The organism is Neorhizobium galegae, assembly GCF_017877055.1.
In the GTDB taxonomy this organism is placed as follows: domain Bacteria; phylum Pseudomonadota; class Alphaproteobacteria; order Rhizobiales; family Rhizobiaceae; genus Neorhizobium; species Neorhizobium galegae_D.
In genome coordinates this window covers 99,950-113,977 of record NZ_JAGIPG010000003.1, presented here as the reverse complement: position 1 = coordinate 113,977, position 14,028 = coordinate 99,950, and the positions used below count along the sequence as shown (strand labels likewise).

Genomic DNA, 14,028 nt, shown 5'->3' with positions numbered 1-14,028 from the left:
GAGGAGAAGATGGCAACCCTGGCAGCGGTCCTCGCGACCACCCACCACCCTTTTTACCTGAAGGCGACAACCATGCCGCCGGAACAGCAGATGCCGCAGGCGGCGGAATGGAAACGCAAGGTCGAGGCCTATCGCGAGACCCTGACCCGCGCCAAGCCGGATATCCTGGTCATGGTCGGCGCCGACCATTTCCACCAGTTCTTCCTCGACAACTACCCGACCTTCCTGATCGGCAAGGCGCCGCGCTACGACGCCACCTTCTATAATGAAGAGCGCGAATTCGGAATCCCGAAATATGTGCTGGAAGGCCATGAGGAACTGTCGAACTTCATGCATCAGGGCCTGATGGACCGCGGTTTCGACTTCGCCTTCAGCCATGAGCTGAAGCTCGACCACTCGATCATCTGCCCGATCATCACCACGCGCCCCGATGCCGACCTGCCGGTCGTGCCGATCTACACCAACATCTTCGCGCCGCCGCTGCCTTCGCCGAAACGCTTCTGGGATCTCGGCCGCGCCATCCGCGAGATCATCGACGAATTCCCCTCCGACAAGCGCATCGCGGCCGTCGGCAGCGGACACTTGTCGCTGGAGCTTGGCGGTCCGCGCCAGTTCAAGGAAACGGGGCCGGACCCGGAATTCGACCGCAAGGCGATCGAATGGCTGTCGACCGGCAATATCGAGGAAATCCTCGCCAATGTGACGCATGAAAGCATGACGAAAAGCGGCAACGCGACCCACGGCTTCATGGACCTGATCCTGATGATGGGCATCGCCGGGCCGATCCCGACCGCCTATCATGACAATCTGGACCTCTTTCACACGATGGAGGCATACTTCACCTGGTATCCGGAAGGAGCAGCCGCATGAGCAAGTATTATGTGAACAAGTTCCTCTTCACCGTCGACCGCGACCCGGAACTGCTTCGCCGCTACAAGGAGAATCCGCGCGCACTCGTCGAAAGCTGGGAACAGTCGATCGGTCCGCGGCTCAACGATGCCGAGCTCTCGACGGTCAATTCGCTGACGGATGCGGAACGCGACGCGCTGATCAACCACGACTATGTGGCACTGTTCGAGATGGGCGCCCACTTTTTCCTGTCGCTGACGATCTTCATCGCCATCTACGACGAGGATTATATGGCCAAGAGCGGCCCGCTTTCCTTCCAGCGCGAGTTCGCGGAAAAGCTGAAACACTGGACCGGCAAGGATTATCCGACCGTCGCGCTCTGGCAAGCAGCCGCGCGCTGACAGACGCACACCAGGCAAGCATCCCGCCTCCGGTTTGGTTGCGGGAGGCATGATCGTTCTTACCTTGGGAGGGGAAGAGCATGTGCAGATTCTGCGACAACCGGGCGCATGCGCCCACGGAACTCGGCGGCGGCTCCGGCAAGGTCATCGCCGCGCCGGCCAACATGCCCGCCGGCATCGGCGATGCCGATCGCCTCACCCTCATCCGCGGCGGTGCGGTGCTTTCGATGGACGGCGCGGTCGGCAATTTTGCCAGGGGCGACGTGCTGATCCGCGGCTCGCGGATCGTCGAGGTCGCCGCCTCGATCAACGCGCCGGAGGCCGCAGTTATCGATGCTTCGGGCATGGTCGTCATGCCGGGCTTCATCGACACCCACCACCATCAGTTCGAGACGGCGCTTCGAAGCCTGCTTGCCGACGCGATCCTGATCAATGACGGGCGGCCGGAAAGCGCCTCCAACTACTACGAGTGGATGCTCCAGAAATTCTCGGTCCTCTACCGGCCGCAGGATGTCTACATTTCGGAGTTGTTCGGCGGCCTGTCCCAGATCGATGCCGGCGTGACGACTGTCATGGACGTCAGCCAGATCCACCATTCGCCGGAACATTCCGACGCGGCGATCACGGCGCTTCGCGATGCCGGGCGGCGCGGCGTCTTCGGATATTTCGAGGGCTGGGGCGATGCGGCAAAATATCCGGGCGACGCCCGACGCATCAAGGCCGAACATTTTGCGAGCGAGGACCAGTTGCTGACCATGGTCATGGGCGGCGAAATCTATCTGCCGTTCCATGAGGAGGCCTGGGCGCTCGGCCGGGAACTCGGCATTCCGATCGCCCTGCACGTGGTCGGCACGTTCGGCATGCGGCCGGTCTTCGACCAGCTGGCGGAGGCCGGAAAATTCGGGCCGGACAACATCTTCATCCACATGACGGGCATGAGCGACATGGCCTGGAGGTGTGCCGCCGATGCCGGCTCGCATATATCGCTGTCGGTGCCTATCGAGATGCAGATGCGCCATGGCAATCCGCCACTGCAACAGGCGCTCGATCTCGGCCTTCAGCCGTCCCTGTCGACGGATGTGGAATGCACCATGACCGCCGACATGTTCACCCAGATGCGCTCGGCGATCACGCTGCAGCGAATGCTGGCGAACGACAAGGCGCTGCGCGGCGAGGAATACCCGAAGCTGTTGTCGGCGATCGACGTGATCCGCTTCGCGACGATCGAAGGGGCGCGGGGCCTGAAGCTTGACCACAAGACAGGCACACTGACGCCGGGCAAGGAAGCCGACATCATCCTGCTCGACGCGAATGCCGTCAATGTCGCCCCGCTGAACCACGTCCCCGGCGCCGTGGTCACGCTGATGGAACGGTCGAACGTCTCAACGGTGCTCTGCGCGGGCAAAATCCGCAAATGGCAGGGCACGCTGCTGGGTCATGACATCGCCAGGCTGAGGTCGGAACTGGAGGCAAGCCGCGACTTCCTGCTGGACGCCGCCGGGATCAGGCCGGATCTGTTCTGAGTGATCCGCCACCCTGCCTACCGGTTCCGTCCACGAGCGAGCAAAGCGTAGCCGCGGACCACCGCCTGGCGTTCTTCGAACGAGGCCACCGCGTCGATGTCGTCGAAACCGTCGGGCGCCCGGGCCTCGACCATGTCGATCACACCCTCGGGTCCGCCCCGGCGGTTCGCCAGGATGATTTCCGACGTGGCAGGCCGGCGCTCGGCGTCGTAGCGGGAAAGGGCCGCCTCGATTTCATCTTGTGTGCGAAGATACCCGGCAAGGCATCGGGCGTCGAGGATCGACTGGCTCGCGCCGTTGGAGCCGACCGGATACATGGGATGGGCCGCATCCCCGAGCAGGGTGACCCGCCCGAACGACCAGCGGGGCAAAGGCTCCCGATCGCAATTGGGATATTCGTAGAAATTCTCGGTTGACTGGATGATGGAGGCGGGATCGGCGAAATCGAGGTGAAAACGATCGCGCACGAAGGGCAGCACCTCGCCCGGGATACCGGACCGACTCCAATCCTCGCGGCGCACCGGCGCGGTGCCCGGCTCGCCCACCTTGGCCATCACGGCCCAGTTCGTCAGCCGCATATTCGGATCCGCGTGATCGACCTCGATCGGATAATAGACGAATTTCGCGAAATTGCCGCCGGCAATCGCCATCGTCCGTCCGTCGCGCCAGATCGGCCAGCGCGTGGCGCCGCGCCACAACATGATCCCGCTCCAGATCGGCGCTCCTTCATCGGGATAAAGCTGCGCCCGGACCGTGGAATGGATGCCATCGGCGCCGATCAGCAAGTCCCCATGTGCCGTGCCGCGCCATCCGTCGTGTCCGCCGAGATGAACAGCGACCCCGTCTTCCGTCTGTTCGAAACCGGCAACCCGGCAACCGGTTCTGATCACATCGGGTCCGAGGCGCGCGATGACCGCCCTGTGGACCACGCCGAGCAGCTTGCCGCGATGGATGCTGATCTGCGGCGCCTCTTGGCCGGCATCCAGGCCGCGTAGTTCCTGCCATACGACCTGGCCGAAACGGTTGGTGTAAACCAGTTCCCGCGTCCGTATCCCTGCAGCGTCGAGACCAGGCAGCAACCCGAGATCGGCCAGAACTGTCACGGCATGCGGCAGCATGTTGATGCCGACTCCGAGTTCGCGAACCTCGTCGGCACGTTCGAAGATCTCCACTTCTATCCCGGCCTCGTGGAGGTGAAGCGCGGCCGTCAAGCCGCCGATGCCGGCACCTGCGATGACTGCCTTCATGACTGGTTCCTTCCTCTCGTTGGAGACCCGCGCCACACCGCAGACCGCGACCATCCATTGCGGCGTCACCGTCTCCTGTATTCGAGCTGCATGGCCACGAAATCGGCCGTGTCTTCCCGATAGCGGTCAGCGATGGCCTTGAGCGTCTCATCCAGCGCTTCCGCCGGTTTGCGGGCAAGCGGCGCTCCGGGCACGCGCATCGTCGATGCGCTTGCGATCACTTCGTCGGGAACGATGCGGATGCCGCCGCGGCTCTCCACGGCATCCGCGCCGGCTGCGAAGGTCATCACCCGCGAGCGGTAGGTACGCGACCAGGCATCCGCGACGAGAGCGAGCGACACTTCGTCCACGCCTTGCGAAAGCTCGATGCGGAACGTTTCCCGGCTCCAGAAGGCGAGCGAATTGCCGATCGCCGTCAATGCGAAAGGCCGCGTGAACCTGAAGGCGCCGCTGTCGTGTTGCGCATCCCAATTCGCGACGCCCAGATCGGCCGCGACAGCCTCGGCTTTCCGCCGCCCCGCAATTGCCTCGATCAAGGTGAGCGACATCGGCATGGACGCGCTGATGCCCGTCGTCGTCGCGACGCGACCGTCGACGAGGAAGCGGCGGTCGGCGACATGGCGGATACTCGGATGTTCCTTCAGCATGGCAGCCAGCGAATACCAGTGGGTCGTGGCTTTCCGGCCGTCGAGAAGGCCGGCGGCCGCCACTACCTTGGCGCCGACGCAGACGCCGATGATCATCGCTCCTTTTTCCGCCTGGTTGCTGATCCAGCGCAGCGCTGCCGGATCATCCTCGCGCACCATGGCCGGGACGATGACGTAATCGGCGCCTTCCGGATGCTGCCTGTCGAAATCCGCGATCGTCGCCTGCGGTTCGACCTTCAACGCCGGATAGAGCACCATCGGCCCGGGCTGCGTCGCCAATGCCACCACGTCCGCCACATCGGCACGGCGCAGGACACCATAGGGCATCAGGTAGTCGGTGATCTCCGTCCCGTCATTGATGCCGACGATGGCGATCACAGGGCGGACGCGTTTGGGCGGCTTCAAGGCCTCGACGGTGGCGCGTGTCTCCTCGCCGGGGATAGGTCTGGTTTCGCCGCCCGACGACCCGGATGGCAGAGAGACTATCCAGCCCCCGGCGACCACCAGGAAGACCGCGGCAAGCCCCAGCCCGCCTCCAAGAACAAACCGCCACGTCATGATAGTTCGCCCGATCGATCGGTTGCCTCTGTTTGCAGGGAAAGTTACCCCTGCTATTGTCTGACTGAAATGACATTAATCGGGCAAAAACTGCCATGGTTCGTTCAATTGCTCTTGTGGTGCATCCAGGTTTCCAGCTTCTCGATACGGCCGGGCCGACGTCGGCTTTCGAGATGGCGGAGCGATTCCGGCCGGGCAGTTATGACCTGGTGCTGATGGCACCGGGCGGCGGCGAGATCGAGAGCTCGTCAGGCCTCAAACTGTCGGCTGCCCCGCTTGCGGATGGGCCGTTCGACACGGTGATGATCTCGGGCGGCGAGATCATCCGCTCCATGGCGGCGGTGCACGAAATTCTCGAATGGCTGAAACGCACGAGCGCAAGGCGCGTGACGAGCGTTTGTTCCGGGGCCTATCTGCTCGCCGAAGCCGGGCTGCTCGACGGGCGCCGCGCCACCACCCACTGGAACAGCTCGCACGACTTTTCCCGCCGCTACCCCAAGATAGAAATGCACGCCGACCGCATCTATGTCCAGGACGGCCACGTCTGGACCTCGGCCGGCATTTCCGCCGGTATCGACCTGGCGCTTGCGCTTATCGAGGAAGATCTGGGGCCGGACATCGCGCGCAGGACGGCACAGCAGCTCGTCGTTCATCAGCGCCGGCCCGGTGGCCAGTCGCAGTTTTCAGCGCTTGTCGATCTCGGAGGGCACACGGGCAGGTTCCTGGCGCTGATCGACTGGATGCGCGAACATCTGGCCGAGCGGCTGACCGTGGAACGCCTCGCGGACCAGGCGGCGATGAGCCCGCGCAACTTTGCCAGGGCGTTTGCTGCCGAAACCGGCACGACACCGGCCAAGGCCGTGGAGCGCCTGCGGCTCGAAACGGCGCGGATGGCGGTCGAGACCAGCCATGCGCCGCTCGAACATATTGCCGAGGCCGCCGGCTTCGGCGACGCCGGGCGAATGCGGCGGGCGTTCCTGAGAAGCTTGGGACAGCCGCCGCAAGCGCTCAGGCGTGGGTACAGATAGCGCTCGGGCGGGGCCATTCGGTCGGGAACTCAGGACGCCGGACCCCCTCCGATGGCCGAGACGCCGGGAAGATCGTCCTTCAGGAAGCACCGGCAACTCTGGCCAGACACCGCAACGGATGGCACGATCCCGGGCGCCCCCTCGGCGCCGCCCTTCCTTCACCTCCGACCGTTTTGTCCGGGTGATCATGCTTTCTTAACATTCGTCAATTTTAATCGCGAGAAAGGTATCGATTCCAATATGTTGCCTTTCTAATTAATCTTCAAAACATTTACCTAAGGCGGGTGCTATGTTTCGCAGCACAAGGAAGCAGAAGCTTCTTTCCGGCATCTGCCTGGCGGCACTAAGCTTCGGCTGTTCGCTCGCGACTTCAGTTTCAGCCGCGACCTATATGGTCAGCAACGAAACCGAACTGAGCAATGCCATCACCGCGGCGAATGCCAGTGGCGACGCCAGCGCAACGATCGTGCTGACGAGCAGCTTCTCGACGTCGACAAGTACCATCTTCCCGACACCCTCGAAGCCGATTGCCATAGATACTCAGGGTTTTACGATCACCGGTGCCACCAACAACGCACCCCTTTCATTTGATCATACCGGTGGAAACACTGTAACTGTCGCGGGTACGTTCGTAGGCGGTGATGGTGCGGGCACGACAGCGGGCGGTTTCGGTCTCTATACAAGGTCGACGATTAACCGCTCTTCGATCGTCAACAACGGTTCGATTACCGGTGGTGCCGGTGGTGGCGCAGGCGGTGCAGGCGGCGCAGGTGCGCGGCTCCTATTCACGAACGTCGTCAATAATGGCACCATCCACGGCGGGGAAGGTCGCGGCGGAGGCGCCGGAGGTGTCGGGGTGGACATGACGCGCAACTCCATTCTGATCAACAATGGTCTCATTGAAGGTGGTCAGGGCGCGACCGGAGGCGCGGGCGTCAATTATAGCGGACCGGGCAACGCAGGCTCGCTGGTGAACAATGGGACGATCCGTGGCGGAACAGGTACGGCGGGCTCATTGAACAGCTCCGGCGTGCTGGTACGCGTCCAGGCAAACCAGATTGTCAACACCGGCACGATCGAAGGCGGAACCGGCGGGGCAGGCATCTCGTCCGGCAGCGCGATCGTCAATCTCGACATCGTCAACAGCGGCACGATCCGTGCCGGTGGGGGTCAGGCGGACGCCATAACCCGGTCAGTCGCGGCGACGACAGGTACGCTGACGCTCGAACTTCAGGCCGGTTCCGTAATCGTAGGCAACGTCGTCGCCGGCGTCGCGCCCACCACCGACACGCTGCGCCTCGGCGGTGCCGGTAATGACAGCTTCGACATCTCTGCGATCGGCGTCGCCGCGCAGTACCGGAACTTCGATGTGTTCGAAAAGACCGGCAGCAGCAAATGGACGCTGACCGGCACGGATACCGCCGCCACCAACTGGACAATCTATGACGGCACGCTTGCCGTGAATGGAACCGTTGGCGGAACCATGGACGTTCGCGCCGCTGGCGTTTTGCAAGGCATCGGCCAGGTGGGAACGACGACCAGCGGCGGCACGATCGCGCCCGGCAATTCGATCGGCACGCTGACGATCGCCGGCAACTATACCGGCACCGGCGGCACGCTGGCGATCGAAACCGTGCTCGGCGGCGATACCTCGCCGACCGACCGGCTCGTGGTGACGGGCAATACCGCAGGCACGACCAATGTCACGGTCACCAATCTCGGTGGAGGCGGAGGGCAGACCGTCGAAGGCATCAAGATCGTCGATGTCGGGGGCACGTCCGCCGGCACCTTTTCGCTGCTCGGCGACTATGTATTCGAGGGCGATCAGGCCGTGGTCGGCGGAGCCTACGCCTATCGGCTCTACCAGGGCGGCGTCAGCACGCCTGCCGACGGTGACTGGTATCTGCGTTCGACCCTGCTCAATCCGGCAGGTGTAGGGATCGGTATGGTCTATGCGCCGAGCGTTCCTCTCTACGAGACCTATGCCGGCGTGCTGCAGACGCTCAACGAATTCGGCACCTTGCGCCAGCGCAGCAGCGGACGGGCGATCGACAACGGACAAGCGGAGAACGACCCCACCAAGGCGATCTGGACCCGCATCGACAGCACGCATGCGCATCTCAATCCGAGAACGTCGACAACCGGCACCGAATACGATCTGGACACCTGGACGATGCAGGCGGGGATCGACGGCATGCTGCATGAAGGCAGGAGCGGCGCGCTGGTCGGCGGCCTCAGTTTTCACTTCGACACGGCCTCCGCGGATATCTCCTCGCGCTTTGGCAAGGGCAGCATCGATACGACCGGCTATGGCTTCGACGGCACCTTGACCTGGTATGGCAATAGCGGCTTCTACGTCGATACTCAGGCCGCCGTCACCTGGTATGACAGCAATCTCAACTCCGGGACGCTCCAATCCACACTTGCCGACGGCAATGACGGCTTCGGTTATGGCCTGAGCGTCGAAGCCGGACAGAAGATCGCGCTGACGCGCCAGTGGTCGCTGACACCGCAGGCGCAGCTGGCCTATTCCTCCGTTCGGTTCGACGACTTCACCGACGCCTATGGCACCGCCGTATCGCTGGACGATGCCGACAGCCTGACCGGCCGCCTCGGCGTCTCGGCCGATTATGATAGCGACTGGAAGGACGCGGCGGGAAGGATCAGCCGCTCGAAATTCTACGGCATCGCCAATCTCTATTACGACTTCCTCGACGGCTCGAATGTCGATGTCTCCGGGATCAAGGTCGTCAGCGACAACCAGCCGCTCTGGGGCGGCCTCAGCCTGGGCGGCTCGCTCAGCTGGTCCGACGACCGGTATGCAGTCCACGGGGAAGCCTTCGCTCGCACCAGCCTCAAGGACTTCGGCGGCAGCAACAGCATCGGCGCCAAAGTCGGGTTCAGCGTGAAGTGGTAATGTGATCGGTGCCGACGCCGCGATATCTACTCCGTCTTTCCGGCGGCAAGCCCGAAAAACTCTTTCCTGTATCCGGCCGACAGCGGTCGGAGCTTCGTCAGATTCTTGAGAACCCGGACAGGCCGCTTGAGAACGTTCCTGTTCAGGAAATACATATGGATCAGGCTGGGCGCCTTGCTGTGCGATCCCTTGTGGGCGACACGGTAGACCGCACCCCGGAACGGCAGGGCATTCAAGGGCGTACCGCGTTCAGCCAAAATCGATTCTATGCGAACATGGCTGCCAAGCATGTCCTTGATCCATGGAAGGGAAACGTCTTCCGCCTTTGACGGCAGTCCGTAGAGGTCCGAACGAATGATCAGCGACGTTCCGCAATAATGGTTGAACTGGTCGCGGCACAACAGAATGCTGCCGCCGTCGTCCCAGATATAGCCCTTGTCGATCGTCCAGCCGTTCCCGTCCGGGTGCCGGGCGGCATATTCGGTAATTCGGGCGCTGACAAAATCGTCATCGTCGACGATCATGAAGAAGCGGCAATCACGGGCCGCCAGCATGCCCGCAAGCACGCGGCGGCCTTTGTCGGCGCGGAAGGAATCGAGAAAATCCTCTTCCGTCGCATCGCCCCGTTCGTGGATGTCGTTCGGCGGAAAGTCCACCCATGCCACCGAGAACTTCTCCGGCAGGGCAGGAAGATCGGCACCCCTGTTGGCGACGATCACTCCCCGCCAGTCGGGATTGGTCTGGTTCGCGATGGATGCCACGGTCTGCGTCAGGTTTCGCTTCAGGATGCTCCAGTCGCGCGCGTTGTCCTGATGCCGGACAGGGATGATGAAGGTCACAACACTCATACCAGCCTCCGGTCGTTGATCTCAGGCAGCGTCATGCCGCGACACCCGCCTGTTCTCTTGCCCATCTGATGCCGTCGTCGAGCGAGGTCGCCTTGTAGGAGAGATCGGTGCCTCCCGAAAAGGCGTTCATGAATCGGCGGATCTTTCCGTAGTTATTGTCGAGCACGGCATGGCTGCGTCCGATGAGAAGCGAGCAGATATGCACATGCAGACGGTCGGTCACGATCGCCTTTCCGCGGGAAATCTGCCCTATGCCGCGCTGGAAGCGGTTGTTGGCCGCAGCATCCAGCTTCCGCAGCCGCATTTCGGAAGGGGTGAGATGCAGCAGCGCAGAGGCAGCCCCAAGCGCTTTTGCGACGCGCACCTTCGATCGGCTCTCGGTAATCCAGTCCTCCTTCGGGATGTCAGGATAGGCGGAAAAGTCGACCGTTCCAACCTGTTCCTTGTCCTGGCGGAGCATTGCGAGGACCGGAAACTCCGGCGCGGCGGGCTCTATCTTGCCGATGCAGAAGGCCATGTCCGGGCAGAGATAGACCTGGCAATCGAAATTTTCCTTGGCGAACTGAAACGACTCCTCGTCGCGCACCAGGAGCACGAAGTTCCTGTGCTTGCCGATCGCGCGCTTGCTTTGCTCCAGCCGTTCTGCGGACTTGTAGTGAATCGACTGCGGAAACTGGACGATCTGCCGGTCGGGAAACAGCTCCATCACGCGCTCCCGGAAATCCTGATGAAATACCCATATATCGCCGAAATTGCCGCCCCCATGGATGAAGATCGGGCCGTTCGGGGCAGAGCTCTTGAGTTCATCCGGTGAGAAATCATCGGTCGTGCAAACGTAGGAAGGCCGCTTTGCGTACCGCTGCTGCAAATAGGCCATCTCTCCCAGCCAGATCGCGGAATCTCCGCAATTCCTGATGTCGGGAAAGTCCAGTATCGCTATCGGTTCATCAGGCCGGATGAACTCCTTAAGGCAATCGTGGGTCCTGTCCTGAAGCTTGGTGATAAGTTCGGATTGCTGAGCACCTGACATTATGCCTCTCTTTCAAAAGTTTAGAAGAACAAGCCCCGCGATCAGGCGTGACTGACTTTGGACAATACCTTGGCGGCGATCTTTCTGACTTCAGTCTCCGGACCGTTTGGGCGATCCATAACCAGCCAGAGAAAGATACTGGTGCCGCAATAGAGAACGCCTCCAAGGCAGATAAGGGCGGCAAGTTGTAGGACCAGCCCGGTATGTGTGGTCTCGACTCCCATGGAGCGATCGGCAAGCGAGACGCCGGCAGCCATGACGGCCGAGCTGGCAAGTGCTCTGAAATTTGCCCATAGCTGCGCGGAGACCGAAACGCTTATGAAGCGCTTCACGATGACCATGTTCACGAAAGCGCTGAAAAGGCCGGTGAGCACACGGCTGAATATCAATCCCGGAAGCCCCCAGAACACCAGGCCGATCGTAATCACCGGGATCCGGACGAGAAGCATCTGCGCGTCGCGGATGAACAGGGTCCGGGTTTGCCCCAGCGCCATGCCGAGGGGCTGATTGAGAGATCCCAATGTCTGCAGCGCATAAACGGAGGCCAGCGCCTGGATGATGAAAATCACCGGAAGCCACTTTTCGCCAAGCACGAGCCTGACCAGGGGATCTGCGATGACCGCCATCCCGATGCCGGCGGGCAAAGCGACCGCCGTCAGCAATGCCTGCGTTCGCTGATAGGCTGCGGCGAGACGCGCGGGATCGTGGCGGACATTGGCAAAAGCGGGATAGATGGTGGCGGTCAGCGGCGCGGTCGCCTCGCGCGTGGGCGTCATCGCGAGCTGACCTCCCAGCGAATAATATCCAAGGGCGGAGCCGGTCAGCAGCTTGCCGATGAGCAGGTAGTCGAAACGCCAGTTGAGCGTGTTGACGATCTGCCCGGCGGTAATCCAGATCGAAAACGAAAAGAATTCGCGCATATGGGAGAAGGTGACCCGGGGCCGGAACGGCAGGATGAAATAGGACGCCACGACATTGGTGACCTGCATCACCAATGTCCCGACCACGAGCGCCCAATAGGTTTGATAGATGACGGCGATGGCGACGGTTGCCACGAATCCGGCAATCTTCTGGGCAACGTTCAGTACGAACTCCTGCCAGAAAATCAGCTCCCGCTGGAGCATGATCCTTCGTGGATTTGCGAACCCGTTGATGAGGAGGCTGAGGCTCAGGACAAGGAGGACGCCGAAAAGGCGCGGCTCGTCATAGATGAGGGACGCCGGATAGGCGAACGCGGCGAACAAAGCGCACAATATCAGGCCGCGGGTCGCAGCCAGTGTCCATGCGGCGCTGAAATGGGATTCTCCCGGAGCCTCATGACGGATAAGCGCTTCGTTCAACGAAAGCTCGGTTATCGTCGTCACGATGGCGAGCATCGTGGTCGCAAGCGCTACGAGGCCGAAATCCGACGGCAGGAGATACCAGGCCAGGATAATGGTGCTGAGGGTCGACAATCCATTGACGATGATCCTTGAGAAGGAGACCCAGAGACTTCCGGTTACCAGGCGGTCAGCGATACTCATGACCGACCTCTTCGCGACAAATACCGATCGTACGTGAGCGACATCATTCCGTAGCTACCCTCTTTCCCGGAGTTCCGGCTCCTTTTCAAGCCGCAGGTTCCGCGCCAATGGTGCGTGAGATTTCCTTGCCGCATTAAAATGGGACGGCCTATCTGCTGGACACTTCGGTCATCGATCTCTCCATGCAATTTTCCCCTAGCAGCCTCGCGCGGATTCCCAAGTGACCGAAGGAGTCGATCGTCTCGTCCGACGGCGCGATCCGGCAGCCTTGGCCAAGGCTGCAGACCGTCGACGACCTAGTTGGCCGGAAATGATGTTGGTTTTGTGGTGCCGTTCGCAACTGCGAAGAGCAGGTGCACAACGTCGAGAAGATGACCGCGTTTCCAGCCCTCGTCGTCCGATTGCTTTTGGCATTCCCGCGATCGGGCGTTAATAGATTATCAAGGCGAAGCCGTCGATGAGGACGATGAGGCTGCCGTCCGAGTCCGTAGAAGGAATAAAGGCCTATCGGGAAAATGCGATGAGTGGATGCTGTTCAGGATCGAGACGGGAAACGGGGCAGGGAATATTCGACACATCCGCAAACACGATCTCTCGCGGCATCCGTGGGCAAACGATTGCCGTCAAGGGTGGCGACACGTTCGTCGGAACGCATGATCCGGTTATCTCCGCCGATGGCGAGGGGCCGGAGCGCAAGGTCTCGCTGCAGGATTATCAGCTCGAGGCCGAGACGGTCACGATCGGCAGGTTTGCCGCATTCGTCGACGCGACCGGGTATGTGACGGAATCGGAACGCTTCGGCTCCTCCGCCGTGTTCGCGCCGCTGCTCGGCGACATCAGCCTTGCGACGGGCGGCGTCGTCGGCACCCCCTGGTGGACGCGCATCGATGATGCCACGTGGCGGCAGCCGGAAGGTCGGGACAGTTCCATCGACGATCGGCTTGACCATCCGGTCACCCACGTTTCCTGGAACGATGCGCTCGCATTCGCGCAATGGGTCGGCGGGCGCCTGCCGACGGAAGCGGAATGGGAGCATGCCGCGCGCGGCGGAAACCGCCGCCGGCGGTATCCCTGGGGTGAGGAGGAGCCGACCGACGAGGCGATCTTCTGCAATATCTGGCAGGGCCGCTTCCCCGACACCAACACGCTCCAGGACGGATATTTCGGCACTGCGCCGGTACGCAGCTTCGCTCCGAATGAGGCCGGCTTCTACAATCTCGCCGGCAATGTCTGGGAGTGGACCGCCGACCCTTTCAAGGTGCGCTCACTCTCGAAACAGGCAAAGGCGCGGAATGAACAGGCGAAGCGCTTTTCCGACAAGGTGCTGAAGGGCGGTTCGTTCCTCTGCCACAAAAGTTACTGCTATCGGTACCGGATCGCAGCGCGGATGGGTCTCTCCCCGGATAGCGCCTCGAGCAATACGGGTTTCAGGGTTGCCTATGACGCCGGGACATGAT

Annotated in this window: 11 protein-coding genes; 6 read left to right on the top strand and 5 right to left on the bottom strand. The window is 61.9% G+C overall.

Features of this window, described 5'->3' with window-relative positions; genetic code table 11:
• Window positions 1-9: 9 nt before the first annotated feature.
• The 3 genes from J2857_RS19775 to J2857_RS19765 all read left to right on the top strand — a co-directional run bounded on the left by J2857_RS19775 (window position 10) and on the right by J2857_RS19765 (window position 2,773).
• Window positions 10-870: an extradiol ring-cleavage dioxygenase gene (locus tag J2857_RS19775; RefSeq protein ID WP_046629636.1), complete on the top strand. Its 861-nt coding sequence runs from the start codon at window positions 10-12 to the stop codon at window positions 868-870.
• Window positions 867-1,250 (top strand): hypothetical protein, encoded by a 384-nt coding sequence (locus J2857_RS19770; protein ID WP_210011823.1) that lies wholly within the window; start codon window positions 867-869, stop codon window positions 1,248-1,250. The genes J2857_RS19775 and J2857_RS19770 overlap by 4 nt, the downstream gene beginning before the upstream one ends.
• Before the next feature lie 80 nt (window positions 1,251-1,330).
• Entirely contained in the window at window positions 1,331-2,773 is a 1,443-nt protein-coding gene (locus J2857_RS19765; RefSeq protein ID WP_210011822.1) for an amidohydrolase family protein, read from the top strand.
• 17 nt (window positions 2,774-2,790) lie between these two features.
• Here J2857_RS19765 and J2857_RS19760 read toward each other — a convergent pair whose 3' ends face one another.
• Both J2857_RS19760 and J2857_RS19755 read right to left on the bottom strand, forming a co-directional pair.
• Window positions 2,791-4,020: a flavin-dependent oxidoreductase gene (locus J2857_RS19760; RefSeq protein WP_210011821.1), complete on the bottom strand. Its 1,230-nt coding sequence runs from the start codon at window positions 4,018-4,020 to the stop codon at window positions 2,791-2,793.
• A 65-nt stretch (window positions 4,021-4,085) separates the two neighbouring features.
• Complete coding sequence (locus J2857_RS19755) at window positions 4,086-5,225, bottom strand: DJ-1/PfpI family protein (RefSeq protein ID WP_210011820.1); 1,140 nt, start codon at window positions 5,223-5,225, stop codon at window positions 4,086-4,088.
• Window positions 5,226-5,320: 95 nt separating this feature from the next.
• On the opposite strand from J2857_RS19755, the gene J2857_RS19750 reads away from it, so the two are divergent.
• Together J2857_RS19750 and J2857_RS19745 are read left to right on the top strand one after the other, a co-directional pair.
• Window positions 5,321-6,253, top strand: a complete 933-nt coding sequence (locus J2857_RS19750) for a GlxA family transcriptional regulator (RefSeq protein ID WP_210011819.1) — start codon at window positions 5,321-5,323, stop codon at window positions 6,251-6,253.
• A gap of 289 nt (window positions 6,254-6,542) precedes the next feature.
• Window positions 6,543-9,170, top strand: a complete 2,628-nt coding sequence (locus J2857_RS19745) for an autotransporter outer membrane beta-barrel domain-containing protein (RefSeq protein ID WP_245363607.1) — start codon at window positions 6,543-6,545, stop codon at window positions 9,168-9,170.
• Between the two features lie 26 nt (window positions 9,171-9,196).
• Here the strand turns inward: J2857_RS19745 and J2857_RS19740 are convergent, their stop codons facing one another.
• Genes J2857_RS19740 through J2857_RS19730 form a run of 3 tightly spaced genes read right to left on the bottom strand, consistent with a single transcriptional unit; the run spans window position 9,197 to window position 12,571 of the window.
• Complete coding sequence (locus tag J2857_RS19740) at window positions 9,197-10,018, bottom strand: galactosyl transferase (RefSeq protein WP_210011818.1); 822 nt, start codon at window positions 10,016-10,018, stop codon at window positions 9,197-9,199.
• Between the two features lie 31 nt (window positions 10,019-10,049).
• Window positions 10,050-11,048 carry a polysaccharide pyruvyl transferase family protein gene (locus J2857_RS19735; RefSeq protein ID WP_210011817.1) on the bottom strand — a complete coding sequence of 333 codons (999 nt, stop codon included), beginning with the start codon at window positions 11,046-11,048 and terminating at the stop codon, window positions 10,050-10,052.
• A 41-nt stretch (window positions 11,049-11,089) separates the two neighbouring features.
• Window positions 11,090-12,571 carry a lipopolysaccharide biosynthesis protein gene (locus J2857_RS19730; RefSeq protein WP_210011816.1) on the bottom strand — a complete coding sequence of 494 codons (1,482 nt, stop codon included), beginning with the start codon at window positions 12,569-12,571 and terminating at the stop codon, window positions 11,090-11,092.
• A gap of 520 nt (window positions 12,572-13,091) precedes the next feature.
• Between J2857_RS19730 and J2857_RS19725 the strand changes: the two genes are divergently transcribed.
• The gene (locus tag J2857_RS19725; protein ID WP_210011815.1) at window positions 13,092-14,027 is read left to right on the top strand and encodes a formylglycine-generating enzyme family protein; all 936 of its coding nucleotides are present in this window, start codon (window positions 13,092-13,094) and stop codon (window positions 14,025-14,027) included.
• Window position 14,028: the final 1 nt, after the last annotated feature.

What these genes read in the sequence shown, in the direction of transcription:
- J2857_RS19775 (WP_046629636.1), top strand. Translation starts at nt 10, where the DNA reads ATGGCAACCCTGGCAGCGGTCCTCGCGACCACCCACCACCCTTTTTAC.
- J2857_RS19770 (WP_210011823.1), top strand. Translation starts at nt 867, where the DNA reads ATGAGCAAGTATTATGTGAACAAGTTCCTCTTCACCGTCGACCGCGAC.
- J2857_RS19765 (WP_210011822.1), top strand. Translation starts at nt 1,331, where the DNA reads ATGTGCAGATTCTGCGACAACCGGGCGCATGCGCCCACGGAACTCGGC.
- J2857_RS19760 (WP_210011821.1), bottom strand. Translation starts at nt 4,020, where the DNA reads ATGAAGGCAGTCATCGCAGGTGCCGGCATCGGCGGCTTGACGGCCGCG.
- J2857_RS19755 (WP_210011820.1), bottom strand. Translation starts at nt 5,225, where the DNA reads ATGACGTGGCGGTTTGTTCTTGGAGGCGGGCTGGGGCTTGCCGCGGTC.
- J2857_RS19750 (WP_210011819.1), top strand. Translation starts at nt 5,321, where the DNA reads ATGGTTCGTTCAATTGCTCTTGTGGTGCATCCAGGTTTCCAGCTTCTC.
- J2857_RS19745 (WP_245363607.1), top strand. Translation starts at nt 6,543, where the DNA reads ATGTTTCGCAGCACAAGGAAGCAGAAGCTTCTTTCCGGCATCTGCCTG.
- J2857_RS19740 (WP_210011818.1), bottom strand. Translation starts at nt 10,018, where the DNA reads ATGAGTGTTGTGACCTTCATCATCCCTGTCCGGCATCAGGACAACGCG.
- J2857_RS19735 (WP_210011817.1), bottom strand. Translation starts at nt 11,048, where the DNA reads ATGTCAGGTGCTCAGCAATCCGAACTTATCACCAAGCTTCAGGACAGG.
- J2857_RS19730 (WP_210011816.1), bottom strand. Translation starts at nt 12,571, where the DNA reads ATGAGTATCGCTGACCGCCTGGTAACCGGAAGTCTCTGGGTCTCCTTC.
- J2857_RS19725 (WP_210011815.1), top strand. Translation starts at nt 13,092, where the DNA reads ATGAGTGGATGCTGTTCAGGATCGAGACGGGAAACGGGGCAGGGAATA.